At 70.9% G+C, this 25,273-nt stretch carries 21 protein-coding genes; 16 read left to right on the forward strand and 5 right to left on the reverse strand.

What is annotated here, in order from left to right; all coding sequences use genetic code 11:
• Positions 1-29: 29 nt before the first annotated feature.
• From ACFYPD_RS16190 to ACFYPD_RS16200, 3 genes are all read left to right on the forward strand, one after another.
• Positions 30-911, forward strand: a complete 882-nt coding sequence (locus ACFYPD_RS16190) for a Gfo/Idh/MocA family protein (protein WP_387113542.1) — start codon at positions 30-32, stop codon at positions 909-911.
• Positions 912-1,004: 93 nt separating this feature from the next.
• Positions 1,005-2,021, forward strand: a complete 1,017-nt coding sequence (locus ACFYPD_RS16195) for an NAD-dependent epimerase/dehydratase family protein (protein ID WP_387113543.1) — start codon at positions 1,005-1,007, stop codon at positions 2,019-2,021.
• An 8-nt stretch (positions 2,022-2,029) separates the two neighbouring features.
• Positions 2,030-3,085, forward strand: a complete 1,056-nt coding sequence (locus ACFYPD_RS16200; protein ID WP_387113545.1) for a dihydrodipicolinate synthase family protein — start codon at positions 2,030-2,032, stop codon at positions 3,083-3,085.
• A gap of 94 nt (positions 3,086-3,179) precedes the next feature.
• On the opposite strand, the gene ACFYPD_RS16205 is transcribed toward ACFYPD_RS16200, so the two are convergent.
• Positions 3,180-4,397, reverse strand: coding sequence for a hypothetical protein (locus ACFYPD_RS16205; protein ID WP_387113547.1), 1,218 nt, complete (start codon positions 4,395-4,397; stop codon positions 3,180-3,182).
• Between the two features lie 80 nt (positions 4,398-4,477).
• Between ACFYPD_RS16205 and ACFYPD_RS16210 the strand changes: the two genes are divergently transcribed.
• The 8 genes from ACFYPD_RS16210 (at position 4,478) to ACFYPD_RS16245 (ending at position 11,801) form a co-directional block, all read left to right on the forward strand.
• On the forward strand, positions 4,478-5,650 hold the full coding sequence (locus ACFYPD_RS16210) for a DegT/DnrJ/EryC1/StrS family aminotransferase (protein ID WP_387113549.1): 1,173 nt from the start codon (positions 4,478-4,480) through the stop codon (positions 5,648-5,650).
• On the forward strand, positions 5,647-6,540 hold the full coding sequence (locus ACFYPD_RS16215) for a dihydrodipicolinate synthase family protein (protein WP_387113551.1): 894 nt from the start codon (positions 5,647-5,649) through the stop codon (positions 6,538-6,540). Before ACFYPD_RS16210 ends, ACFYPD_RS16215 begins: the two co-directional genes overlap by 4 nt.
• The gene (locus ACFYPD_RS16220) at positions 6,537-7,277 is read left to right on the forward strand and encodes an amidohydrolase family protein (protein WP_387113553.1); all 741 of its coding nucleotides are present in this window, start codon (positions 6,537-6,539) and stop codon (positions 7,275-7,277) included. Before ACFYPD_RS16215 ends, ACFYPD_RS16220 begins: the two co-directional genes overlap by 4 nt.
• Positions 7,274-8,032 (forward strand): amidohydrolase family protein, encoded by a 759-nt coding sequence (locus tag ACFYPD_RS16225; RefSeq protein WP_387113555.1) that lies wholly within the window; start codon positions 7,274-7,276, stop codon positions 8,030-8,032. The genes ACFYPD_RS16220 and ACFYPD_RS16225 overlap by 4 nt, the downstream gene beginning before the upstream one ends.
• Before the next feature lie 187 nt (positions 8,033-8,219).
• Positions 8,220-9,152: a 1-phosphofructokinase family hexose kinase gene (locus ACFYPD_RS16230; RefSeq protein WP_387113557.1), complete on the forward strand. Its 933-nt coding sequence runs from the start codon at positions 8,220-8,222 to the stop codon at positions 9,150-9,152.
• Positions 9,153-9,168: 16 nt separating this feature from the next.
• Entirely contained in the window at positions 9,169-10,029 is an 861-nt protein-coding gene (locus ACFYPD_RS16235; protein WP_387113559.1) for a class II fructose-bisphosphate aldolase, read from the forward strand.
• Between the two features lie 691 nt (positions 10,030-10,720).
• The gene (locus tag ACFYPD_RS16240; protein ID WP_387113561.1) at positions 10,721-11,077 is read left to right on the forward strand and encodes a VOC family protein; all 357 of its coding nucleotides are present in this window, start codon (positions 10,721-10,723) and stop codon (positions 11,075-11,077) included.
• A gap of 244 nt (positions 11,078-11,321) precedes the next feature.
• Positions 11,322-11,801 carry a heme-degrading domain-containing protein gene (locus tag ACFYPD_RS16245; protein ID WP_387113563.1) on the forward strand — a complete coding sequence of 160 codons (480 nt, stop codon included), beginning with the start codon at positions 11,322-11,324 and terminating at the stop codon, positions 11,799-11,801.
• A gap of 434 nt (positions 11,802-12,235) precedes the next feature.
• Here the strand turns inward: ACFYPD_RS16245 and ACFYPD_RS16250 are convergent, their stop codons facing one another.
• A complete protein-coding gene (locus ACFYPD_RS16250) occupies positions 12,236-14,341 on the reverse strand; it encodes a HelD family protein (RefSeq protein ID WP_387113565.1) in 2,106 nt (701 codons plus the stop codon).
• Positions 14,342-14,928: 587 nt separating this feature from the next.
• Between ACFYPD_RS16250 and ACFYPD_RS16255 the strand changes: the two genes are divergently transcribed.
• The 4 genes from ACFYPD_RS16255 (at position 14,929) to ACFYPD_RS16270 (ending at position 18,291) form a co-directional block, all read left to right on the forward strand.
• Entirely contained in the window at positions 14,929-15,732 is an 804-nt protein-coding gene (locus tag ACFYPD_RS16255; RefSeq protein WP_387114361.1) for a transposase family protein, read from the forward strand.
• 86 nt (positions 15,733-15,818) lie between these two features.
• Entirely contained in the window at positions 15,819-16,493 is a 675-nt protein-coding gene (locus ACFYPD_RS16260) for an HAD family hydrolase (RefSeq protein ID WP_387113567.1), read from the forward strand.
• A gap of 515 nt (positions 16,494-17,008) precedes the next feature.
• The gene (locus tag ACFYPD_RS16265; protein ID WP_387114363.1) at positions 17,009-17,566 is read left to right on the forward strand and encodes a dihydrofolate reductase family protein; all 558 of its coding nucleotides are present in this window, start codon (positions 17,009-17,011) and stop codon (positions 17,564-17,566) included.
• Positions 17,567-17,850: 284 nt separating this feature from the next.
• The gene (locus ACFYPD_RS16270; protein ID WP_387113569.1) at positions 17,851-18,291 is read left to right on the forward strand and encodes a hypothetical protein; all 441 of its coding nucleotides are present in this window, start codon (positions 17,851-17,853) and stop codon (positions 18,289-18,291) included.
• A 239-nt stretch (positions 18,292-18,530) separates the two neighbouring features.
• On the opposite strand, the gene ACFYPD_RS16275 is transcribed toward ACFYPD_RS16270, so the two are convergent.
• Positions 18,531-18,815 (reverse strand): hypothetical protein, encoded by a 285-nt coding sequence (locus ACFYPD_RS16275; protein WP_387113571.1) that lies wholly within the window; start codon positions 18,813-18,815, stop codon positions 18,531-18,533.
• Positions 18,816-19,439: 624 nt separating this feature from the next.
• On the opposite strand from ACFYPD_RS16275, the gene ACFYPD_RS16280 reads away from it, so the two are divergent.
• Entirely contained in the window at positions 19,440-20,921 is a 1,482-nt protein-coding gene (locus ACFYPD_RS16280) for an ADP-ribosylglycohydrolase family protein (RefSeq protein ID WP_387113573.1), read from the forward strand.
• A 339-nt stretch (positions 20,922-21,260) separates the two neighbouring features.
• Here the strand turns inward: ACFYPD_RS16280 and ACFYPD_RS16285 are convergent, their stop codons facing one another.
• Together ACFYPD_RS16285 and ACFYPD_RS16290 are read right to left on the reverse strand one after the other, a co-directional pair.
• Positions 21,261-22,946, reverse strand: a complete 1,686-nt coding sequence (locus ACFYPD_RS16285; protein ID WP_387114366.1) for an ABC transporter ATP-binding protein — start codon at positions 22,944-22,946, stop codon at positions 21,261-21,263.
• 41 nt (positions 22,947-22,987) lie between these two features.
• Complete coding sequence (locus ACFYPD_RS16290; protein WP_387113575.1) at positions 22,988-24,769, reverse strand: ABC transporter transmembrane domain-containing protein; 1,782 nt, start codon at positions 24,767-24,769, stop codon at positions 22,988-22,990.
• Between the last annotated feature and the right edge of the window lie 504 nt (positions 24,770-25,273).

The following is a 25,273-nucleotide window of genomic DNA, read 5'->3' on the forward strand; positions in this document are numbered from 1 at the left end:
GGCAGCCCGGATGAGTAGCCTCTGCGCTCATGCGCATCGCCCTCGCCGGACTGGCCACCAGTCACCCCTACACCGACGCCCGGACCCTGCGCGACGACGCGGAGCTGGTGGTGTGGGAGCCCGACCCGCAGCGGCTGGCGCGGTTCCGGGCCGAGCAGCCGGACGCGGCGGTCGCGCCGGACCTGGCCGCGCTGCTGGCGACCGACCCGGACGGCGTGGTCCTCACGGTTCCCACCTCGGAAGTGCCGGAGGCGCTGGCACAGGTGCTGGAGCGCAAGCTGCCGTGCTTCGTCAACAAGCCGGCCGCCGCGACCGTCGGGCAGCTCGACCGGTTGGAACGGGTCGTGGCGCGGGCCCCGGAGCTGGTGCTCTCCTCCTCGGTGCTGCGCTTCGCGCCGGAGTTCGTCGCGTTCGACGTGCCGCGCGATGAGGTGCTGTCGGTGCGCGCCACGGTCCGCCACGACGTCGGGCTCTGGGCCACCGGCTACAACCCGTGGCAGGACGACCCGGCGGTCGGCGGGGGCACCCTGGTCATGATGGGCCTGCACGGCGTGGAGCTGCTGGTCGCGCTGCTCGGGCCGGCGGTGCGGCTGGTGGGGGCCGCCGGCACCGTGCGCCGGCACCGGGGCCTGCACTCGGAGGACACCGGGCTGCTGGCCGTGCAGTGGGACGACGGGGTGCCCGGCACGGTGGAGGTGCTCGGGGTCAGCGAGGGCGAGGCGTACGAGGTCACCGTGCACACCGCCGCGGGGGAGCGCCGGGTGGTGCTGCGCGGCGGGGCCGACGAGCTGGGCTACCGGGCCACCATCGACGCGTTTGTGGGCATGGTCCGGGGCGCGCCGAGCCCGGTGCCGTGGGCGCAGACCCGCGCCGTCCTGGACGTTCTCACCTCGGCGCGCGCCGTGGCCTGACAATCGCGGACCCGATCCATGCGTCGGGTGCCTTGACGCCCCCCCAGCCGGAAGTTACGGTCATGACCGTTACTTCCGAAGGGGCGTGGTGGCATGCGTACGGTGGCGGACCTGGAGGAGCGGCTCTCGCGCCCGCGGGACGTCCTGGTGGACGATCTGCGCAAGCTCGACGGGGACATCCTGATCCTCGGGGCGGGCGGCAAGCTGGGGCCGAGCCTCGTCCGGCTGGCGCTGCGGGGCGTGGCGGCGGCGGGCACCGGTGCCCGGGTCATCGCCGTGTCCCGCTTCTCGGAGGCGGGACTGGCCGACGCGCTGCGCAACGAGGGCGCCGTGGTGGTCGAGGCGGACGCCACCGACGACGCCGCGCTGGCCGCGCTGCCCGACGCGGCCAACGTGGTCTTCCTGGTCGGGGCGAAGTTCGGCACCTCCGGCCGGGAGCACGCCACCTGGGCCACCAACACCTACCTGCCCGGGCGCATCGCCCAGCGCTTCGCCGGGTCCCGCCTGGTGGCGCTGAGCACCGGCAATGTCTACCCGCTGGTCCCGGTGACCTCCGGCGGCTGCGTCGAGCAGATCCCGGTCCAGCCGGTCGGCGAGTACGCCATGTCCTGCCTGGGCCGCGAGCGCATCCTCACCCACTTCGCGCTGCGCGACGACACCCCGCTGGCCCTGATCCGGCTCAACTACGCCGTCGAGATGCGCTACGGCGTCCTCGTCGACATCGCCCGCACCCTGCACGCGGGCGAGCCCGTGGACCTCACCATGGGCCACGCCAACATCGTCTGGCAGGGCTACGCCAACGAGGTCACCCTGCGCGCCCTGCACCACACGCGGACACCGCCGTTCGTGTTGAACCTGACCGGGCCGGAGCTGATCTCGGTCCGTCAGGTCGCCACTGCGCTCGCCGCCCGGCTGGGCCGTGAGCCGGTCTTCACCGGCACCGAGGCGCCGACCGCGCTGCTGTCCAACGCCCAGCTCTGCCACCGGCTTTTCGGCTACCCCGACGTGCCGGTTGCCGAGCTGATCGACCTGACGGCGGACTGGGTCGCCAACGGCCAGCCCCTGCTCGGCAAGCCGACCGGATTCCAGCGCCGCGACGGCAACTTCTAGGAGAGACCGTGTTGACCGCATCGAGCACCCGACAGACCTCGGCCCTGGCCCGGTTCCAGCGCGGCTGCGCCATCCCCGCGCACCCGCTCGCCCTGGACGCCGACCGCAAGCTCGACGAGTGCCGGCAGCGGGCGCTGACCCGCTACTACCTGGCCTCCGGCGCGGGGGGCATCGCCGTCGGCGTGCACACCACCCAGTTTGCCATCCACGACCCGAAGGTCGGGCTGCTCGCCCCAGTGCTGGAGTTGGCCGCCGAGACCGCGGCCGGCTCGGACGCCATCCTGGTCGCTGGCGCCTGCGGGGACACCGCCCAGGCGGTCGCAGAGGCGGAACTGGCCGCCTCACTCGGCTACGACATGGTGCTGCTGTCGCCGTACGCGCCGCTGGACGAGGACGCCCTCGTCGAGCGGGCCCGCGCGGTCGGCGAGGTGCTGCCAGTGATCGGCTTCTACCTGCAACCGGCCGTCGGCGGGCGGGCGCTGTCCCGCGACTTCTGGGCCCGGCTGGCCGCCCTCGAGTCGGTGGTCGGGATCAAGGTGGCGCCCTTCGACCGCTACCGCACGCTCGACGTGCTGAACGGCGTGTGCGCGGCCGGCCGCAACGGCAACCTCGCCCTCTACACCGGCAACGACGACCACATCCTCGCCGACCTCGTGGCGCCGCACCGGGTCATCGTGGACGGTCGGGCCGTGGAGGTCGAGTTCGTCGGCGGGCTGCTCGGCCAGTGGGCGGTCTGGGCGGGCACCGCGGTGACCCTGCTCGACGAGGCCCGCCGGGCCCGCTCCGGCGACGACGCCGCGCTGCGCCGGCTGCTCACCCTCGACGGCCACCTGACCGACGCCAACGCGGCCATCTTCGACTCCGCCAACGGCTACCACGGCTGCATCCCCGGCATCCACGAGGTGCTGCGCCGGCAGGGCCTGCTGGCCGGCCGCTGGTGCCTGGACCCGGACGAGGAGCTGTCGCCGGGGCAGATGGCCGAGCTGGACCGGGTGCACCGGGCGTACCCGCACCTGCGCGACGACGACTTCGTCGCCGAGCACCTCGACACCTGGCTGTCCTGACCGCGCCCGACGCGGTCGAGAGGTCGGCGGCGCGGGACACCGCCCCCGCCGCCGACCTCGGGGCCTCCCGCCCGGGACAGGGGCGGGCGGACGGTCAGAGCGTCAGGCGGTAGAGGGTCAGCGGGCGGCCGCTGGTGCCGGAGGCGAGGTTGCCGGTCCGCTCGGCCAGGCCGGCCAGCTCCAGGCGGTGCAGCATGCGCCGGGCGGTGCGTTGCTGCACCCTGAGCTGCTCGGCGACCTCCCGGCTGGTCAGCGGCTCGTCGCCGACCGTCGTGCGCACCTCGCGCAGCCGCAGCAGGGTGGGCACGGACAGGCCGACCCGTTGGGCGATGACCGCCAGGTTCACCTCCGCCGGCGGGGCGGGCGTGGTCGACTCCAGCACGATGTCGGTCTCGCCGCGCAGCGACAGCACTGCCGTGGTGGGGCCGACCCGGCGGGCCCGGCTCAGCGCGCGCCGCGCCAGGTTCTCCGCCTCGGCGGCGCTGCGCCCCAGCCCGAACCCGATCTGCACGGTCTCGTGCCGGTCGGCTAGGCGGCGCAGCATCGGCAGCGCCGTGAAACCGCCGGTGGCGTCCTGCAGCGGCCCGCGGGTGGTGACGATGAGGTACGTGTCGGGGGCAAAGCGCGCGACGGTGCCGCCGAGCCCGGCCACCTCCTTGAGCAGCCCGTCCTCGCCGTCGGACAGGTTGGCCAGCCCGAGCGCGATCTGGGCGTCCTCCTGGGCCTGGCTGCCGACGTGCAGCAGGAGCTGGCGCAGCGCGGCGCGTACCGAGTGGTTCGACGGGGCGAGGCGGAACGCCGGCATCTCGTGGCGCAGCACCTCGTAGACTGAGCTGATGCAGGTGACGGCGACGTCCGCGCCGGCCTTGCGCTGCCGGCGGTGGAAGGCGACCACGTGGTCGGAGCTCAGGCCGCTGCGGTAGGGCAGCGACCGGACCCGGTCCACCGGCAGGTCGGCCTCGCCAAAGGTGCCGGCGACGTCGGCGCCCGTGACGGTGTCGATCGACATGCGGGTGACGTCGCGGCCGTCGCGCAGCAGCCGCACGGCGGCCTGGAGCAGGGTCGCGCCCGTGTAGTCGACGAAGACCGCCGGCCGGTGCAGCAGGCTGGCCTCCCGGGCGAGGGTGTACGGCACGACGCCGGTGAACAGCCACGCCTCGACCTGGCCGGCGTGCGCCTCCACGATCGCCGGAGCCTGCGACTCGTGGTCGTAGTGCAGCCGCCGGGCGGTGACGCCGGGCTGCTCCTCGCAGGTCGCGGCCACGTCGTCGACCAGGTCGTGCGGACCGACGACCCCGATCTCAATGGTCACCGCGGCCTCCTGTCAGGGTTGCATTGTTCGCAGTCCAAGATTACGGTCAGGCCCGGTATTACTGTAGCCCGGGAGGGTACGTGTCGTTTCCCAGCATGGCCGACGCCAGCGGCCGGACGATCGGCGCGGAGGAGTTGGCCGCGGTCAGCCGGGTGCTCCAGTCAGGCATGCTCAGCTCGGTCTGGGGTACGGAGGTCCGTGCCCTGGAACGCGAGATGGCCGACCGCCATGGAGTGTCGCACGCTGTGGCCGCCAGTTCCGGCACCGCGGCCCTGCACCTGGCCGTCGCCGCCGTCGCGCCCGATCCGGGCGACGAGGTCATCACCTCTCCGATCAGCGACTTCGGCACCGTCGCGCCCATTCTCGCCCAGAACGCGGTGCCGGTGTTCGCCGACGTCGACCCGTACACCGGCAACCTTGACCCGGCGGCGGTCGCCGCCGCGATCGGGCCGCGCACCCGGGCGATCCTCGCCGTGCACCTGTTCGGCGCCGCCGCCGACCTGCGCGTGGTCGCCGATGCCGCCGGCGTGCCGCTGATCGAGGACTGCGCGCAGGCGTGGCTCACCCGCTACCCCGACGGCACCCTCGCCGGCACGGCCGGCGCGATCGGTTGCTTCAGCCTCCAACAGTGGAAGCACATCACCTGCGGCGACGGCGGCCTGGCCATCACCGACGACCCGGTGCTGGCCCGCCGGATGCGGCTCTTCGCCGACAAAGGCTGGCCGCGCGACGAGGCCCGCCGGCACGTCGGACTCGGCCTGAACTACCGGATGACCGAACTCGCCGGCGCCGTCGCCCGGGCCCAGCTGGCAAAGCTGCCCGGGGTGCTCGCCGACCGGCGGCGCACCGCCCGGCGGCTGGTCGACGCGCTGGCCGACCTGCCCGGCGTGCACCTGCCGACGGACGTGGATGCGCACGCCTGGTGGCTGTTCCCGATCGTGCTGGACCCGCCGCTGACCAACCACGACGTGGCCGGGAAACTCGCCGACGCCGGGATACCCGCCCGAGCCGGCTACCTGCAACAGCCGCTGCACTGCGCCCCGGCGCTGACCGAGGCCCCCGTCTACGGCGCCTCCCGCTTCCCGCTCACCGTGCCACCGGCCGACCGGCTGCCGGCGTACGGACCCAGGGCGTTTCCGGTCGCCGAGCGGATGATCGAGCAGACGCTGCTGGTCATCGACTGGAACGAGCGGTACACCGATGCGCACGTCGACGAGATCGCCCAGGCCGTCCGCACTGCGGTGACCTCGTGATCGCGCCGGCCGCCGCCGCCCTGCGCGACCGGCTGCGCTGGCGGCTGATCGCCGCGACCGCCACCCCGGTGGACGCGACCGGCGCCGTCGACCCGGCCGTGCTCGACCGCTACCTGCGCGGGCTCGTCACCGACGGGGCGGAGGCGCTCGCGGTGCTCGCGCACACCGGGCGCGGCCCGTACCACGACGAGTCGACCCGCGACCTGGTCATCAGTCGCGCCGTCGACACCGGGGCGCCGGTGATCGTCGGCGTCGGCGGCCGGCCGGGGGAGCGCCCCGACGACGTGGCCGCACAGGCGGTGCGGGCGGCCACCCTCGGCGCGGCGGGCCTGCTGGTCTTCCCGGTGGACGACCCGGTCGCCCACCACGACGCGCTCTGGCGCGCCGCTGGCCTGCCGATGCTCGCCTTCGACCTCTACCTACGGCCGTACGCCGAGCCCGCGCTCGCCGCGCTGCTGCGGCACCCCGGTGTCGCCGGGGTGAAGGTGGCCCGGCTGCACGACGCCCTGGCCTGCCAGGCCGCCCTGGCCGCCGCCCACCGCGCCGACCGGCTGGCGGTCACCGGCGAGGACCGGATGTTCGGCCCGTCGCTGATGTGGGGCGCCGAGGCGGCTCTGGTCGGCCTGGCCGCCGCCGCGGTCCCGATCACCGCCCTGGTGCTGCAGGCTTACGTCGACAAGCGCTACGACGAGTTCGTCACCGCCTCTGCCGACCTCGACCGGCTGGCCGAGGTCACCTTCACCGCACCGATGGAGGGGTACGTGCAGCGCATGCTCTGGATCGCCGCCGAGGAAGGGCGGATCCCGACGGGCCATGCCAGCGACCCGCATGCCCCGGCGCTACCCGACGGCGACCGGGACCGGGTTCTGCGCGTGGCCGGGCGCCGGTGAGCGGCAACCCGTTCGTGGCCGCCGACCTGCCGCCGGTCACCCTCGACATCGACGTGCTCGTCGGCCGGTACGCCGACCGGCCCGGGCCCAACGGCGAGCCCGCGGCGGTCGCCGGGGCGCTGGCCGCCAACGGCATCGAGCGGGCGGCCGTCGCGAGCCTCCGCGCCGCCCTGTTCGACGTGCCGAGCGGCAACGACGAGGTGGCCGCCCTCGCAGGCCCCGGCGTGCTGCCGGTCGGCGGGCTGGACCTGCGGGACCCGCTCGGCGCCGAACGGGAGGTCGTCCGGCTTGCCGAGCGCGGCTTCCGGGCCGTGCGGCTGTTCCCCGACGAGCAGCGCGTCGAGGCGGACTTCCCATCCGTGCGGCACGTCGCCCGCCGGGCCGCCGAGGCCGACCTGGTCGTGCTCACCGGCGGGGATGTCCGCCGGTTTTGGCGACCGCTGCGCGGCGCGACAGTTGTCTTCCTCGACACGCACTTCTACCACCTGGGCGACTTCGTGGTAGTGGCCCGCGACGAGCCGGGCTTCCACACCTCCACCCGGCTGCTCAACTCGCCGGACGCGCTGGAGACCGTCGCCGCGCACGTCGGCGTCGAGCGTCTGGTCTACGGTTCCCGTACCCCGTTCTACGAGCCCGTCGTCCCGCGGCTGCGGCTGGCCCGGGCCGGGATCGGCCCATCCGGAGTCGCCGCGGTAGCCGGAGGAAACGCCCGCCGGATCCTGGGGCCGACCAAATGATCATCGACGTTCACGCCCACTGGGGACCGTGGTTCTTCAGCATGGAGGTCGGCGCGGTCGCGACCAACCTCGCGGTGATGGACCGGTACGGCATCGACCTGGCCGTGGTCTCCGCCACCGAGGCGGTGATCTACGACGTGGTCGCCGGCAACCGGGCGATGGCCCGCGTGCTGGAGAGCAGCGACCGACTGCTCGGTTACCTGACAATCAACCCGCGCCGGTTGGACGACGCCGAGCGGGACCTGCGCGATCTGCTGCCCACCGGCCGGTTCGTCGGCGTGAAGATCCACACCGACTACACCGGCTCACCGGCGAACTCCGCGCAGACCCGGGCCGCCCTCGAACTGGCCGCCGCGCACGACCTGCCCGCCCTCGTGCACACCTGGGACACGACGCCGCTCGACCTGGCCCAGGCGGTCGCGGACATCCCCGGGGCGCGGGCCATCGCCGGGCACATGGGCGCGAACGGGTGGCGCCACGCCATCGAGGCGGCCAACGGGGTGGACCGGCTCTGGCTGGAGCCCTGTTTCTCGCACACCGAGGCAGGTCGCTTCGCCGCGGTGGCGGCGGCCGTGGACCCGCGGCGGCTGCTCTTCGGCACCGACGCCACCCTGATCGATCCGGCCGCCGCCTATGGGGCGGTGCTCGCCGCTGACCTGCCGCCCGAACTGGCCGAACGCGTCGCCTGGCGAAACGCCGCCGAACTGTTCCGGCTCGGCCTGTCCGCTCAGACATTCGCCACAGTCGACGAATGAGGAAGCGGGCCACCGCGCGGCCGCGCCCGCGAGGCGTCATCGAGCGGCGTTCCCGCAACGATCGGCAGCGGGGTCTACCGGCTCATCGAGGCCGCGCTGCGGGACGGGGCGTCCGCCGCCGTCGCCCGGTGGCTGCGAAGCGGCGTGCCGCTCGGCTTCAGGCACTCGCCATGGACCGGGGCGCGACATGATCGTCACAGTCACGCTCAATCCCGCCCTCGACATCACGCACACCGTCGCGTCGTTGGTGCCGCACAGCAGTCACCGGGTCAGCGACGTCGGCGCCCAGGCCGGCGGCAAGGGGATCAACGTTGCCCGCGTCCTGCACACGCTGGGGCTGCCCACCGTCGCCGTGGCGTTCCGCGGCGGCCCCGCCGGCGCCGCCATCGCCGCCGACCTCGACAGCCACGGCATCGCCCACCGGTTGGTCGGCATCGCGGGGGAGAACCGCCGGACGTTCGCCGTCGTCGATGTCGGCAGCGGAGACGCCACCGTCTTCAACGAGCCCGGTCCTGCGGTGTCCGACGACGAGTGGCACGCCCTCCGCGAGCAGGTGCACCTGCTGCTCCCCGACGCGTCGGTGCTCGTCCTCTCCGGAAGCCTTCCGCCCGGGCTGCCCACAACGGCGTACGCCCAACTGATCGGCGCCGCCGCCCGGGCCGGGGTGCCGGTGGTCCTGGACGCGGCCGGAGCGCCGCTGCGCGCCGGGGTCGCGGCGGGCCCGAACGTGGTCAAGCCGAACGTCACCGAACTCGTCGAGGCCACCGGCCTGCCCGACCCGCTCGCTGCCGCCGAGGCGCTGCGCGCGGCCGGGGCGCAGGTGGTGGTGGCGTCCCTGGGCCCGGAGGGTCTGCTCGCGGTCACGCCCGACGGCACCTTCCGTGCCGGACCGCCCGAACCGCTGGCCGGCAACCCGACCGGAGCCGGCGACTCGGTTGTTGCCGCGATCGCAGCCGGCATTCACACCGGGACTCCGTGGCCGCGTCGGCTGGCGGAGGCTGTGGCGCTGTCCGCCGCCACGGTGCGTGCCCCCCGCGCGGGTCATTTCGACGCCGACACCTACCACCGGCTCGCCTCCCGACCGGTCGAGTCCCGCACGCCGAGACCGCACACCGTCTGACGACCGGAGTCCCTCGATGCCCCTGTCATCCACTGCCGACCTCGTCAGGCGGGCCATGGGCCGCGGCCACGCGGCCGCCGCCTTCAACGTCATCACCCTCGAACACGCCGAGGCCATCGTCGACGCCGCCGAGCGGATCGCCGTCCCGGCCATCCTGCAGATCAGCGAGAACGCGGTGAGGTACCGCGGCGGGCGCGTCCTCCCGATCGCCCGGGCGGCCGCCGAGGTGGCCCGGGCCGCCGCCGTTGACGTCTCGCTGCACCTCGACCACGTACGCGACGAGGACCTGCTGCGCCAGGCCGCGGACGCCGGAGTGAGTTCCGTGATGTACGACGCGGCCGGGCTGCCCTACGCGGCCAACGTCGAGGCGACCCGGCGGGCCGCGGACTGGGCCCACGAGCGGGGCCTCTGGATCGAGGCGGAGCTGGGCCGGATCGGCGGCAAGGACGGCGAAGCGCCGCTGGACGCCCACGCGCCGGGGGCCCGCACGGATCCGGACCAGGCGGCGGCGTACGTGGCGGCGACGCGGGTGGACGCCCTCGCCGTGGCGGTCGGCAGCAGCCACGCCATGACCACCCGGACGGCGACCCTCGACCACGTGCTGATCGCCAAGCTGCGGGACGCCGTTGGCGTGCCACTGGTGCTGCACGGCTCGTCGGGCGTGTCGGACGAGGAACTCGTGCGGGCGACGGCAGGTGGCATCGTTAAGATCAACATCGGTACGGCGCTGAACGTCGCGTTCACCTCCGCGGTCCGCGCCCACCTCGCCGGCGACGGCGCCGTCACCGATCCCCGTGCGTACCTGTCCCTCGGCAGAGCCGCGATGGCGGACACCGTGACGCACTTCCTCCGCCTTCTCGCCTCGCCAGGGGACTGAATGGCGGACCCGGCGGACCGCCCCAGGAGCCTTCGTATGCCCATGTCGATCATGAGCAGCCCCAATCTGAGCCCCAGCAACGAGCGGATCCTCGTCTCCGCGGGACCTCGAAATACCGTCTTGATCAGCCCGGACGACCTGGTTGTGCGTCGCCTACATCCCGACCTCAGGCGCCGGAACGGCTGCTGCGGTCTAGACGGGTGCGACGGCCCCAACTTGGTGTGCAACTGCGGGGCAGAGATCGCGACCCAACCGTCGGACTGCTGGACAGCGCAGGTTGTGCGACTGCAACCCCTAGCCGTGGTTCGAACCGTCGGCGAAGGCCACCCGCGCCCCGTCACCTCAGCGCACCGGAACGCCTGACAACCGCTGTAACGGTGTCGGTGTACTGGGCAGGATCATCGGTCGTGACACTTGTCCTGCCGCCGCGCCTGACAGTCTCGGCTCAGAGCTTGCGCGACGCCGCCCACCGACGCGGCCTCCGCACCGTCCAGCTCCCACATTCGAAGTACGCGCCGGGAGCTCATCCTGGTCCCCATCAGCGAGGCGTACGAACTCCGTCGGCCGGCGTTCATCAAGTCGCCCAACGACAAGAACATCCCGGCGAGCGGACGTCTCGCCGAGCCGCACCTGCCGCACGTCACCGACGCATCAGGACGTAGATCGTCGCAACCGCCCTACCATGGCCGACATGGCCGTCGCTCGCTTCCCCAGCATCGTCATCGACTGTCCCGATCCTGGTGCACTCGCAAGGTTCTACGGCGCGATGTTGGATTGGAAGGTCGAAGTCTCCTCCGACTGGGCTGAGGTCCGCGCGGAGTACGGTCAGTGCATTTCCTTTCAGCAGGTGGATGGATACACGCCGCCGGTGTGGCCAACCCAGGAGCTGCCCCAGCAGATGCACCTCGATGTGATCGTGGACGACCTCGATGCCGCCGAAGCGGCAGTGCTCGATCTCGGCGCAACCAAACACCCACACCAGCCCGGTACGTCCTTCCGGGTCTTCCTCGACCCGGCAGGTCACCCTTTCTGCCTCTGCGTGAACTGATCCGGACGGGCGGTCCTTCATCACAAGGAGCCCTGGACGGCTCGGGCGTGGTGTCGCGCTCATCGGCAGCTCCGAGGGGCGACCCACGACGCCGAGTCACGCTGCGTGACCTGCGGATCGCGGCAGAGGCGGATGCGGGCATGACCCCGATCTGTTGATGGACGTACGGCACGAGGAACGTTCCGCTCGCCGGTCCTTCCTCTGCTTAGATCGTTTGGACGATCGAGGAAGGGAACGGTACGCCGTGACGCCGGAGCTTCGGGAGCAGGAAGAACGCCTGCAGTTCGACCGCTTTGACCATGACGACGCGTGGGACCTGGGAACTCGCTTGGTCGGGCTGGCCAGAGAGCGCGGCCACGCTGTCACCGTCGACATCCGTCTCGGCGACCAGCAACTTTTCCACTACGCATTGCACGGCACCTCTGCCGACAACGACGACTGGATCGAACGCAAGATCCGCGTCGTCCGCCGGTTCGGACACAGCTCCTACCTCGTGGGTCAGACCTACCGCGACCGTGGCACCACCTTCGAGGACCAATCCCACCTCGACGCGGCCCGGTACGCCGCGCACGGCGGCTGCTTCCCGATCATCCTCAGGGGCACCGGCCCGGTCGGCACCGTCACCGTCTCAGGACTGCCCCAAGTCGACGACCACCGCCTAGTCGTCGAGGCCCTCGGACTCTTCCTGGATTCCAAGGGCTCCGAGAAGGGGGCCGCCTCGTGAATGGCTCTTTCTCGTCTCACTCCCGGCGGTGACGGAGGGCGACGTCAGCCACGCCACCGCTGCTGACACGTGGGCAACCAGCGACCACCGCCCGAGGCAGCGGATGCGCAGGTGGACGAAGCCGCCCGCCGGAACATCCTCCCCATTTCGGTTCTTCGGGCCGGCCGAAGGACCAGGCGTCGGCAGAGGCCTTTTCTTGGCTTCGCGGTCGCCGCTCGCCATCCGTGACTCCCTGCTCGTCGCAATGCCTGCGGCGGGCACCGAAGCCGTCCGCTCACGTGGACCTGGCCGGCGAGGAGATCGTGCTGTCGGCGTGTACGAAAGGTGCGGCCACCGAGGAGATCACGCGACCCGCCGAGATCTACGGCGCTTCGGTCAGCCGGAAGACGATCTCCCGATCACCGACAAGGTGATCGATGAAACGGGGTCCGGTCCTACGACGGTGAGGACGACGCCGTGCGCATTGCCAGCTGCCCGAGTTCGTGGGTGCAGCGAGTGAGGGCGACGTAGAGACCGTTCCAGCCTCGGGGCTCGGCGGTGATGCCCCGCGGGTCGACGAGCAGGGTGGCATCCCACTCCAAGCCCTTTGCCTCGGTCGCGGTGAGCACGGGCACGTCGCTCAGTGCGGCTCGTAGCTCGGCGATGCGGCCGGCGGGAGCGATCACGCCGACCGTTCCGCCCGCCCACCGGCGCCGTAGGTCTGTCACGGCCTGTCGCGCGGCGGTGGGCAGCTCGGCGGGCGTGACAGTGAGGGTCCATGGGGTGATGCCGGAGGAGCGGACCGCGCGTGGGGGAGAGTTGTGGCTGCCGGCCTTCTCGAGGACGGCGGCGGTGAGGTCCATGACCTCGCGGGGAGTGCGGTAGCAGATGGTGAGCTGTGCCGCAGTCCATCGTTCGCCGAGGGTTGCGTTCACCGCCTGGGCCCAGCTGGTGTGCCGGTGTGACGCCTCCACCTGATCGATGTCGCCGACCGCGGTGATGGATCGGCTGGGGCAGCGGCGCAGGACCATGTGCCACTGCATCTCGGACAGCTCTTGCGCTTCGTCGACGACGATGTGGCCGTACACCCAGCCACGCTGTCCGCGGGCGCGCTCCGCGAGGAATTCGCCCTGGGGTTGCGGGTTGTCGGCGTCGCCGAGCAGTTCTGCTAGCGCATCGAGCAGCGGGATGTCGCTCGCGGCCCACGGTGCCGGTTCGGCCACGACGAGATCGACTTTCTCCGCAGAGAGCTCCGGAGCGAATCGGCCTAGCCGGGCGGAGCTGGTCAGGAGTTCCCGCAGCGCGACTTCGGGGTCCCGCGTCGGCCACCATGCCTCGATGAACCGAGCGATGCTCGTGTCGGCGGCGATTCGGTCGCGCAGTTCCTCAAGTTCCTCGTCAGAGAGCAGTCCGTCGACATCGCTGCCGGTGGACGTAAGTTCGGGGTTGTGGTCGCGGTCCGCGCCTCGGTCGAATCGGGCGAGGATGTCCTCGTAGCCTTCCTCCATCTTCTCGAGCAGCGCTGCGCGCTGGTCGGCGACGGCATCGGCCAGCAGGTGGTGCAGCTGTTCGGTGAATGCCGCGCGGGCTCGGTGGTACGAGCGTCCCTGCGTCGCCGAGGTGAGCGCCCGGTCGACCGCTTCCGCGCTGATCAGGTAGAACTCGCCTTCCCAGCGCAGCTTCATCTCATGGGCGCGGGGCAGCAGCGATCCCGTGTAGCGCTCGAGCACGGGTTGCCACAGGGCGCGGCCTTTGACCTCGGAGAGCCGCCGGCTCTCGGCGCGGCCCACGGCGATTCCCGGAACGAGGGTGTCGCATGTCGCCGACACGACGGCGGTCTCCCCGAGTGCGGGCAGGACCTGGGATATGTACTCCAGGAAGCGGGGCGATGGGCCGAGCACCAGGACGGCCTGGTCGGCCATCTGGCGATGGGTGAACAGCAGGTACGCCACCCGGTGCAACGCGACGACGGACTTGCCGGTGCCAGGACCGCCCTGAACGATCAACGGGCCGGTCGCCTCGGCGCGGATGATTTCGTCCTGCTCGCGCTGCAACGTCGAGATCGCACTGGACATGCGGCCAGTGCGTCGCTCGTCCAGAGCGGCCAGGAGTGCACCCTCGCCGACCAGCTCGGAAGCCGTGCAGCCGTCCAGCGGTTCGTCGTTTACATCCACCACTACGTTGCCCGTCGTGCGCACATGGCGGCGCCGGCTTTGCCCTTGCGGGTCGAGGGCGGTCGCGGTGTAGAACGGCCGGGCGGCCGGAGCGCGCCAGTCCACGACCAGAGAGTCCATGTTGTCGTCGCGGATGCCGACACGGCCCACGTGCCGCACCGTGCCGTCGAGTCCGTCCAACCGGCCGAAGACGAGGCCGTCCTGAGCCCGCGACAACTCCTCGAACTGCCGGCGGAGCACGCGTTGCCGACCCCGTTCTGTCTCGTTCAGAGCCTCGGCCGCCAGCTCGGCCTGCAGTTGCTCCGCCAGGCGGTCGCGCCGGGCAGTTGCCACGTCGAGGACGCCTTGTTCTTCGGCAATAGCGGAGTGGCGGGCGGCCTCGTCCATGGTATCCGCTTCTTCCGAGGAGGTGGAGCGATGGTGTGTGTTCCGGCGCATCTGCACAACCCTTTATTGGTGTGTCGCCTTGCCTTGACGGGGCCGACAGGAATCTGCCGGCAAGAGTAGGGGACATGCCAGGCGTCGGCCAGCTCGCCGACTGTCAATTCGATTGGTCGAGACAGAGGTCTCAACGCCTTGAGAATCCGCCGTATGCGTGGCCTCTCTCGAATCTTGACTCTGTGCGTCCTGTCTGCCCCATCGATGGTGGAGCAGGTGCAGTGTTGACGAATCGCGGCTTCGGGTGCGGTAGAAGCAAAGCGGAAAGCGATACGAGCGAAGAGGTGCCGGCAGCAGCGCAAGCCCCGTGCAGCATCTAGTTAGGCGACCGGACCGCGTCCCAGCCGGTGACGTCGCACTGAGCCTTTCCGTGCAACGTGGTGATCACCGTCTGTGACGATCTTGGGTGTCCTATCACGACACGCCGACGTGGTGGGCTGCAACAGATATGAGTGAAGCTCCCGTATGAAGAAGGTCTCTGCCGAGAGATCAACTTCACAAGGCTTCACGTGAGTGCCAGTGTCGCATACCAAGCCGTGCTGCCCGTACGACTGCAGACCGTGGTGTTCGTCTGCCGCCTTCTGACCGCCGAGCGGGCCCGCCGGGGCACCCGCACCGGAACCCGCAAGCTGGACTGCTTCACCCAGGCGGTGCTGATCCTTCGCTGGTTCCTCGACGACACACGGCTGCGGCAACTGGCCACCGACAACACCATCGGCAAGTCAACGGCGTACGCCTACCTGCATGAGGGCATCGAGGTGATCGCGGCGCAGGCGCCCAGCCTGGCTGGTGCACTCCTGGCGGCCAAGATGGCCGGCCACCCGCACGTGATTATCGACGGCACGCTGATCGAGACCGACCGCTGCCAGACCCCCGGCCCGACCCCCGGAGTCGACCTGTGGTGGTCGGGCAAACACGACAACCACGGCGGCAACGTGCAAGTACTCACCGCACCCGACGGATGGCCACTGTGGACCTCCGACGTACGCCCCGGCCGCGAACACGACACCACCTGCCTGCGCGCCCACACCGAACTATTGCCGTCCATCCAGGCCTGGGTCAGCGAGGACCTGGCCACGCTGGGCGACCTGGGTTACGAAGGCGAAGCCGACACGATCACCGTGCCGATCAAGAAGCCACAGGGCGGCAAGCTCACCGAGGATCAGAAGGCTCACAACCGTGACCACAGCCGCAAACGCGGACCGGGTGAACGCGGAAACTCCCTGCTCAAGATGACCTTCAAGGCACTGCGCAACGTCAGCGTCAACCCGTGGGACATCGGCGACATCACCCGCGCGGCGCTCGTGCTCCTGCACATCGAATACGGACGAACCACATGATCACGAATCGTCACCGAGGCGTTTGCTCGGAATAGCTCACTGCGTCGCGGCCCGCAGAACTCGTCGTGTTGATCTAGGGTGATGCGATGACCGCCAAGCCCGTGACGACAGTACTGTTCGACTTCGCCTGGACTCTGTTCGCCAGCGACTCGGAGCGCTGGGTGGGCAACGCGGCGGCATCGATCGACCGGACATTGGCTGCCGGCGAGGCGCACCGTATTGCTGGCGACTTCGCGGAACTGTTGCGGGAGACGGCCACGGATCCGGCCCACATTGCCCGAGATCTGGATCCGCGAGTCTGGGATCGGGCGATCCTCGCCGTGCTGGAACAGATTCCTGGGGTGGACCAGGCGCTGGCATCGGTCTTGCACGAAACACGCGCCGAAGCGATCGAGCCGTACGCCGACACCGTCGCCACCCTGTCCGCATTGCGTGATAGCGGTGTTCGCATCGGCGTCGTCAGCAACGTCGGCTGGGACATCCGCAAATGCTTTGCGCGGCACGGACTCGACGGCTATGTCGATGCGTTCGTACTGTCCTACGAGGTCGGCTTCGTCAAACCGGACCCTCGGATCTGGGGCGCCGCCCTCGAAGCCCTCCATGCCGCACCGGGCCAGACCCTGATGGTCGGTGATCATCCCGCCTGCGACGGCGGATCGGTTTCCGCCGGCATACCAGCGCTGATCCTGCCAATGGTGGATTCGCCCGCGCAGAAGCGCGGCTTCGAATACGTGCTCAGGCTTGCCCAGGTTCCGTCCTGACAGGTCTGTCGCTGGCACTCACGTGAAGCTCCTTGTGAAGTTGATCTCTCGGCAGAGACCTTCTTCATACGGGAGCTTCACTCATATCTGTTGCAGCCGACCACGTCTGCGTGTCGTGATAGGACACGCAAGACCGTCACAGACCGTGATCACCACGTTGCGCGGAAAGGCTCACTGACCCGCGGCATGGCCACCCGGTACGACAAGTTGGCCGTCCGCTACCAAGCAACCCTCACCATCGCCGTCATCGGCGAGTGGCTATGAGCCTGGTTAATTCTGAGCGCGAGTAGCGGTCCCGACTGGGCGGGAGTCTGGGTCCCGGCATCTTCCGGCGGGTTTCATTGGGCGTGAGTTTGGGACCCGCCCTGGTCGTGGGTGTCGAGCTGGCGATGCCCGCGAGCGAGCGCAGGCTCGTCCAGACCGACGACTTCAACGAGACAGGGCGCGTGTACCGCGAGCTCGCTGACGCGACGCCCGCCTGGGCCGACGCCGTAGTGGCGTTAGACTCGCCGGCCATGGGACCGCTCATCTTCAGCCTCAACCTCACCCTGGACGGTTGCGTCGACCACCAGGAGGGGATCGCCGACGACGAGACGCACGCCTTCTTCACCCGTCTCATGGACGAGGGCGGGGCAATGCTGTGGGGTCGCGTCACCTACGAGATGATGGAGAGCTACTGGCCGGCCGTCGCCCGCGGCGACGAGGAGGCGCCGCCGGCCATGCGCGAGTGGGCGGTCAAGCTGGAGGCCAAACCCAAGTACGTGGTGTCGTCGACGCGCAAGGACTTCCCGTGGGCCAACAGCCACCACATCGCCGGTGATCTGCGCGAGGGCGTGCAGAAGCTCAAGAACGCGACCCCGGCCGGGGTCCTCCTCGGAAGCGGCAAGCTCGCGACCGAGCTCGACCGGCTGGACCTGATCGACGAGTACAAGATGCTCGTCCATCCCAGGATCGCCGGCCACGGCCCGACGCTGCACCAGGGCGGGCTGCCCGGCACGCGCCAGCTCGAGCTGCTCTCAGCGGAGCCGCTCCGCAACGGCGCGGTGGCCATGCACTACCGCCGCGCGCGCTGAATCACAGGAGTCCATCGCCGCCAGCTCACCGGCAGCGCGGCGTCCTCCTTGCGCTCGCCGTGCAGCGCCGAACGACTCCTCGAAGGCGAGGACGTCTTCGAAGAGCCCGGTCGAGGGCTCCGTGGATGTCGCCAGCGGCGCAGCATCGGCCCGAACGGCTACTACGAGGTCGATGCCCTTCTCCGCGGCCACGACATCATCGGCGACCCCGGCTAATTGATCGACATCCTTGCGCTCACCCGCCGACGCCTCCAGGACGGGACCCAAACTCCCGCACATTGATCATGGAGAAACACTCCGCCCTGGGCCCAGAAGAGACGCCTATCTGGGCCCCGTTTCCACGACCGAAGCCACCTGGTTATGAAACACGCCTTAGCACGGCGTCGGATGCGGCGGCCAGCCCGACCGTTCAGGCCGCCAGCGAGGAGGCGGAGCTTCGTCAGGCGGTGGTGGCGTACTCGGATGCCTTCCTCGACGCGAAGCCTACGGTCGGGTACGAGCTGTTCTCGGCTAGGTGCAAGGAGCGCGTGACCCTCAGCGAGTTCACCGGGATGCTGACGGCCGCCAAGCAGATGTACGGCAAGGCGATGTCGATCAAGACCTTCGAGGCGCAGATCTCAGGCGATCTGGCCCGAGTGACCTACACCTACGACGTGCCTGCCCTGAACCAGAACAAGGAGCCATGGGTGCGGGAAGACGGCACGTGGGAGCAGGACGACTGCTGAGCCTTGCATCAAGTTCGGCGCGCTCACCCGCGCCAGCCTGAGCGATCGTTGGCGAGGTTCCGGTGGTGGTCCATCGGCGAGGATGAAACCGAGCTCGACCTCCACCACCGGAACCTCAAACACTCAGTGCCTTCGTGGCGGCGCCTCGGTCGGAGTCGGCGACGAGGCTCCACTCGTCGACCATGTCGGTCAGATGGTCCGAGCCGTTGTTGAAGACCAGGTACCTGCTGCGGCTGCTGCTACCAGGCCTTTCCGCGGATCGGGGGCACGTCGAGGTCGCGCTCGTCGCCGCGGTGCTCGGCGAGGAGCTGCCGGCGGATCGAGCGCCAGGCGACGCGCTCCTGTCGGTGGGCGAGTTTGCGGTGCGACTGGAAGGTGCAGAGCTGACAGCCGCACAGGTTCGGGGCTTGAGCCGAGGGCTGCCGGTAGCAGCGAGTGCGGTTCCAGGCGGGGGAGGCGAGGAACTTGTCGAGGTCGCAGGGGCCGGAGCCGTGTCGGTGGATGTCGGTGAGCCAGTGACGCAAGTGCGGATCCAGCTGCTGCACTCGCTCGGGTCGGTGAACGTCGGTACGGGCCATGGGACGACCGCCTTCCGGCCGCCCGCGCACGGTGCGCGGGACTTAGCGCCTGGGTGGCATGTCGATCACCTCCAAGGGGTCGGGCGGACGCCTGGTATGCGAGGGGTGGGGAAGTGCCCGGCTCCCGGCTCAGCCGGGGAACACCCGTTACAACATTTTGGGTTGCGCCGTACATGTTAGGCCCGGGCCCCGACGGGATTTGACCACCTAGCCCCGGCCGGCGTCCTCGCCTACCAAGCAAGTTTCGAGCTGGCGATAGCCGGGGAGCAGAGGGACACCGGACCGTACGGCGGTAAGGGAGGGCCGGCTGCGCGGCACGGGCGTGCACACTTCGTGGCTAGTGGGACATCTCGTCCATTTGCTGCTCCCGCTGTCCTTGCCGCAGGCGCGGCGGTTCGTTCTCCTGTTCGGCCCGAAGGCGGACGGGCGCCCGTAGGTCGCCTGGTTCAGTGCGTTGATGGAGGCCTGAGCGGCGTACAGAACGTCGTACCTGGCTGACATAGTGACCAGCGGCCTTGTGACGGCGGCGACGGCCATGAGGATGTGGGAGTTGCGAGGGTGGGGGAGTTGATGACAGCGACTGTGCCGCTGGATGCGATCCAGAGCGACCGGGCTGCCGGTGTTCTCCTCGCTGCGGCGTGCGGTGACGCGTTGGGCGTGCCGTACGAGTTCGGACCGCCGCTTCCGGCAAACGAGCAGCCTGAGATGCGTGGTGGGGGACTCGGTCCGTACGCGCCGGGTGAGTACAGCGATGACACCCAGATGGCGATGTGCATAGCGGAGGTGGCCGCCACCGGGGCGGACCTGCGCCGCATCGACTCCCTCGACCGCATCGCCGGCAACTTCCTCCGGTGGAAACGGGAGGGCGCCAGCGACATCGGGGCACAGACCCGCAAGGTCCTGGACGCGGTCTCGCACGTGAGCGGACCGGGCATTGCCGCGGCGATGCGAGACGCAGCCGCCGATCTGCACCGGCGGACCGGCCGCAGCGCCGGTAACGGGTCCCTGATGCGCACCGCGCCGGTTGCGCTGGCCTACCTCGGCGATCCGGAGGCGCTCGCGGAAGCCGCCCGCGCAGTCAGTGAGCTGACCCACTACGACCCCCTGGCCGCGGACGCGTGTGTGCTGTGGTGCGCCGGGATCCGCCGGGCCGTTATCGACGGCACCTTCGACGGGGTACGCGAGGGTCTGGCCCTGCTGCCCTCCGATCGCCGTGACCCATGGTCGGGCTGGTTGGCCGAGGCGGAGTCCAAGCCGCCGGAGCAGTTCCGACCCAACGGCTTTGTGGTTCCCGCGTTGCAGGCCGCCTGGTCAGCGATCACACACACCGACATCCCGGACCACAACCCGGGCCACGGCAGCTTCCCCTGCCAGCATCTCGAACGCACCCTGACGGCAGCGGTCCGCGTCGGCGACGACACCGACACCGTCGCGGCGATCGCCGGGGCACTGCTCGGCGCCCGGTGGGGCTCGTCCGCGGTGCCCCTGGCCTGGCAGCGCGCCGTTCACGGCTGGCCGAGGCAGCGCGCGGCGGACCTGATCCGCCTGAGCGTGCTGACCGCCCAGTGCGGCCACGCCGGCCAGGGCGGTTGGCCGGGCTGCGCTCGCGCGCCACGGCAAGCAGTTGCACCGTTGATGCAGGCACACCCGCACGACCCCGGGGTGATCCTCGGCAACCTCCACACCGACGCAGCCGCAGCGCGCGCCACCGCGGTGATCTCCCTGTGTCGCGTCGGCTGCGACGACTTCGACGACGTGCCCGTCGCCAACAAGGTCGGGGCGTGGCTAGTCGACCAGCCCGGCGCCAACGCACACCCGCACTTCGTAGTCGATCAGGCCGCCCGCATGCTGCTCGAGTTGCGCAAGGAGGGCCATGTCGTGCTGCTGCACTGCGCCGCGGGTCAGAGTCGCACGCCGGCGGTCGCCGCCCGCTACACAACCTTGACCACCGGCACAGCGGCGCGCGCCGCGCTGGCCGAGCTGCGCGGGCTGCTCGACACGCACGGCTGGACACTCAACCCGGAACTACGGCAGGTCGTCGAACAGCTGTGACGCGCTACGCCACGGCTGCTGTAGGCCGCACAGGCACACGCGAGAACCCGGCTGCAGGCGAGGCAGACCCACGGCCCCGCCCATGACACAGTGGCGGCGATGGACACTGATCAGCCCGCCCGCCCCGGAAGGTCCGGCACCGTGCTCACCATCGGCCGGCCCGCCCGCATGCGGTGCTGTTCGGCTGTCCGATGGTGAGAAGGCCGCGCAGCCGCGAGCCTGACCTCAACTGGCTCGGACGGATCTACCTATAGGAATGAATATGAAGAAGGAGCTTGCAGCAGATCGGGCGAGCAGGGCGCGATGGCGAGCCGGCCCTGACGTTGCTGCACGAACCTCTCAGCTGTGCCACGAGCGCCAGAGGGAGGCGTAGGCCCCGTCGGCCCGGACGAGTTCGTCGTGGCTGCCGAGCTCGGTGATCCGGCCGTCCTCCATCACGGCGACCCGGTCGGCGTCGTGCGCGGTGTTGAGCCGGTGCGCGATCGCGATGACGGTCCGGCCGGTGAGCACGGCCGCCAGCGTGCGCTCGGTACGCCGGGCGGTGGTCGGATCGAGCGCGGCTGTCGCCTCGTCGAGGATCAGCGTGTGCGGGTCGGCGAGCACCAGCCGGGCCAGCGCGAGCTGCTGCGCATCGGCCGCCCCGAGTTGCCTGGCCCCGTCGCCGAGTTCCGTGTCGAGGCCGTTGGGCAGCTCGGCGTACCAGTCGGCGCCGACGGCGACCAGCGCGGCTTGCATTTGTTCGTCGGACGCGTCCGGCGCGGCGAAGGCGAGGTTGTCGCGCACAGAACCGATGAAGACGTGGTGTTCCTGGGTGACCAGGGCGATCCGGCGGCGGCGCTCGGCGGGATCCAGGTCGGTGACCGGGCAGCCGCCGATGCTGACCACGCCGTGTCGCGGCGCGTCGATCCCGGCCAGCAGCCGGGCCAGGGTGGACTTTCCGGCGCCCGACGGGCCGACGACGGCCAGCCGCTCGCCGGGCCGTACCTCCAGGTCGATGCCGTGCAGGACGTCGTGGCCCTCGGTGTACGAGAATCGGGCGCCGCGCACGACGAGTCGTTCCCCTGGTGGCGCGGAGGTTTTGCCGGGCGGCTCCGGTGGCACCTGGCCGACGCCGAGCACGCGGGCGAATGACGCGAAGCCGCGCTGCGCCTGTTCGGTCCACTGCAGGATTCGGTCCAACGGCTCGATCGCCTGCTGGAGATAGAGCGCGGCGGCGACCACCTCACCGAGCGAGACCATCCCCTTGGACAGGAAGAATCCGCCGACCAGCAGCACTGCGGCGATCGGCAACGGGTAGCTGGCCTCCACCACCGTGTAGAAGACGGTCCGTAGCGCGAGCGTCGCCCGTCGGGTGGCCCACACCCGGGCGATGCGCTCGGTGCCATGGACGATCCGGTCGTCGGTGAGTCGCAGCGCCTCCACGGTGCGCGCGCCCTCGGCGGTGGTGGTCAGCGTCTCGGTCAGCTCCGCGGTGGCGGCGCCCTCGGCGAGGTAGGCGGAGCTGGCCCGCCGCAGGTACCAGCGGCTCGCCGCCCAGATCGGCGGCAGCCCGGCCAGCGCGACCAGGCCGAGCATCGGGTGCAGCAGGAAGATCGCCCCGAACAGCAGCGTCAGCTGCGCGGACGCGATGACGATGGTGGGCACGACGTCGCGGACGGTTGTCCCGACGGTCGAGACGTCAACGGAGCTGCGGGTGGCGAGGTCCCCGGAGCCGGCCCGCTCCACGACGGAGACGGGCAGGCCGAGCGTCTTGCGGATGAACTCCTCGCGCAGCCGGGCAACCGCCCGCTCCCCGAACCGGTGACCGGCGTACTGGGCGTACCGGGAGAGCAGCGCCTGCACCAGAACGCATCCGCCGATCGCCATCGCCAAGCGGTCCACGGTGGCGACGCCTGCGCCGGCGGCAACCTGGTCGACGATCCTGCCGAGCAGCCACGGCGCGGCGAGTCCGGCGATCGCGGCGGCACCATGCAACACCAGCACGACCAGGACGGCGCGCCGGTCCCGGCCGACGAGGTCCAGCATCTCCCGTCGGACGGCGGCCCGGTCCGCTACCGGCAGCCGGCTCACCGCAACGCCCCCTCGGCCCCGGTGAAGTCTTCGAAGTCGCGGTCGTCGCTGCCCCGGGCCACCAACTGCCGGTAGCCCCGGTCGCGTTCGAGCAGCTCGGCGTGCGTGCCGGTGGCGACGATCCGACCCTCGCTCAGATGCGCGACCGTGTCGGCGTGCCCGAGCAGCAACGGTGACGTAGCGAGCACGATGGTGGTCCGCCCGGCCCGCGCGACGCGCAGCCGCTCGGCGATCCGCGCCTCCGTGTGCGCGTCCACCGCCGACGTCGGGTCGATGAGGATCAGCACCTCAGGTTCGGCGAGCAGCGCCCGGGCCAGCCGTACCCGTTGGCGCTGGCCGCCGGAGAGTGTGCGGGCCCGGGTGTCGATCGGGGTGCCGAGCCCGTCCGGCAGCGCGTCGGCGACGTCCTCTGCCGACGCGATACGCAGGGCCGCCGTGATCCGGTGGTCAACGCCTCCCTTCTGGGCGAGGGTGTCGCCGTTCCCTGCTCGGGTGCGGCCGTCGCCGTTCCCCGCCCGGCCGTCGGCGCTCGACCCCCGGCCAAGCAGGATGTCCCGTAGGGTCCCGGCGAAGAGGTAGGACTCGTGGTCGGCGACCAGGATCCGGGCGCGAACCTGGTCGAGTGCGATCCCGGTCAGCGGCCCGCCGCCCCAGGTCACATCGCTGACGACGTAGCGTCCGAGCCGGTCGGCCAGGGCGATGGCCTCGGCCGGGTCGTCGGCGGCCACGCCGATCAGCCGACCGTCGCGCACGGTCAGTCCGCAAGCGGGGTCGTACAGGTCCGCGGGCCGTACCGGCGCGGACCTGGCCAGCGGCCGGCGGGCACCGGGTACGTTTCCCGGCCCGCCCACGTCCTGCGGGGTCGGGCCGCCGACGGGGTCCGGGGTCAGGTTGAGCAGGGCGATGATGCGGCGGGCGGCGACGCGGCCCCGGATCACCCCGTAGCTTCCCTCGAGCAGGAACCAGACCGGCACGATGAGCGTCGCCACGTATCCGTAGACGGCGACCATCTGCCCGACCGTGATGTCGCCAGCGACCGCCATCCGAGCCGCGAGCCACACCACGGCCGCGAGGAACAGCCCCGGTATGGCGACCGTCAACGCGTCGATCCAGCTGTAGACGGCACCGACCCGATAGCCCTCGGCGAGCAGGTCCTTGGAGCGGGCGGCGTACCGGCGGGCGAACAAGCCGCGGCCGCCGACCCCGGCCAGCACCCGCAGCCCGGCCACGATGTCGCCGGCCCGGGTGGTGAGGACGCCCTGCTGGTGCCGGTAGACGGACTCCGCCCCTTCGAGGCGGCGCAGCAACGGTCCGATGATCAGCGCGATCGCCGGCACGCCCAGCAGCACACACAGCGCCAGCAACGGGGAAACCGACCACAGCACGACGGCGATTACCGCGTACGCGATGAGCGCGCCGACGCCCGGGCCAGTCATCGTCAGCACCTGCGACGTGTAGCCGATGTCGGAGCCGCCGACCGTGGCGACCTCCCCCGCGGCGAGCCGGCGCGGCAGCACCGCGCCGATCCGGGACAACTGGCGCAGCAGGACCGCCGCGGAGCGGGCTGTAGCGTCCTCTCGGACGAAGGTCATCGTGCGGTGCCGCATGATGCCCAGGTACGACAGCCCCACCCCCGCGACGACGATTGCCACGACCCATAGCAGCAGGGCTCGGGTGTCGTGCGCGCGCAGCCCGTCGTCAACGGCGCGGGAGACCAGGTACGGCCGGACCGACAGCCCGATCATCCACGCCGTGCCGACCACGGTACCGCGCAGCACCCGCCAGGGCTGACAGCGAACAAGCCACCAGACGTACCGCATCGGCCCCCTCGTGTCCGGCACACCGGGCTCGGGATGCGGAATCTGTGGGGGCACCCGCCAAAACTACCGACCGGGCTGCTGACGTACCCACCCAATATCCCCGGGTTCGGTCGTGCGTCATCCTGGGGCGGGATCGCCGCGTCGACCGGCTCTACCAGCGAATGTTCCTGCGCAGCTCGGTCACCGCGGCGTGCAGCGAGGCGAGTCCTTCCCCCACATCCGCGTCGTCGGGTCCGTACTTCCGGAACAGCCGGTGCGCCCGCGCCTCGATGGGCGGGAAGGACGTCAGCAGGTCGCTGGCGGTGAGCCAGTTCCGTTCGCCCTTCTCGAACTGTCGGACCAGCGCGTTGAAGTCGGCGATGCACTCGTTGACCTTGATGATCTTGTCCGCCCGCCGGCCGAGGGCGTCGTTGGCCGTTGTCAGCTGGGCGACCGCCGTGCGTACGGCCGCCGCCTCCTCGG

The organism is Micromonospora sp. NPDC005299, assembly GCF_042872345.1.
GTDB lineage: Bacteria > Actinomycetota > Actinomycetes > Mycobacteriales > Micromonosporaceae > Micromonospora.

What these genes read in the sequence shown, in the direction of transcription:
- ACFYPD_RS16190 (WP_387113542.1), top strand. Translation starts at nt 30, where the DNA reads ATGCGCATCGCCCTCGCCGGACTGGCCACCAGTCACCCCTACACCGAC.
- ACFYPD_RS16195 (WP_387113543.1), top strand. Translation starts at nt 1,005, where the DNA reads ATGCGTACGGTGGCGGACCTGGAGGAGCGGCTCTCGCGCCCGCGGGAC.
- ACFYPD_RS16225 (WP_387113555.1), top strand. Translation starts at nt 7,274, where the DNA reads ATGATCATCGACGTTCACGCCCACTGGGGACCGTGGTTCTTCAGCATG.
- ACFYPD_RS16230 (WP_387113557.1), top strand. Translation starts at nt 8,220, where the DNA reads ATGATCGTCACAGTCACGCTCAATCCCGCCCTCGACATCACGCACACC.
- ACFYPD_RS16235 (WP_387113559.1), top strand. Translation starts at nt 9,169, where the DNA reads ATGCCCCTGTCATCCACTGCCGACCTCGTCAGGCGGGCCATGGGCCGC.
- ACFYPD_RS16240 (WP_387113561.1), top strand. Translation starts at nt 10,721, where the DNA reads ATGGCCGTCGCTCGCTTCCCCAGCATCGTCATCGACTGTCCCGATCCT.
- ACFYPD_RS16250 (WP_387113565.1), bottom strand. Translation starts at nt 14,341, where the DNA reads ATGGACGAGGCCGCCCGCCACTCCGCTATTGCCGAAGAACAAGGCGTC.
- ACFYPD_RS16260 (WP_387113567.1), top strand. Translation starts at nt 15,819, where the DNA reads ATGACCGCCAAGCCCGTGACGACAGTACTGTTCGACTTCGCCTGGACT.
- ACFYPD_RS16265 (WP_387114363.1), top strand. Translation starts at nt 17,009, where the DNA reads ATGGGACCGCTCATCTTCAGCCTCAACCTCACCCTGGACGGTTGCGTC.
- ACFYPD_RS16270 (WP_387113569.1), top strand. Translation starts at nt 17,851, where the DNA reads ATGGAGAAACACTCCGCCCTGGGCCCAGAAGAGACGCCTATCTGGGCC.
- ACFYPD_RS16280 (WP_387113573.1), top strand. Translation starts at nt 19,440, where the DNA reads ATGACAGCGACTGTGCCGCTGGATGCGATCCAGAGCGACCGGGCTGCC.
- ACFYPD_RS16285 (WP_387114366.1), bottom strand. Translation starts at nt 22,946, where the DNA reads ATGCTGGACCTCGTCGGCCGGGACCGGCGCGCCGTCCTGGTCGTGCTG.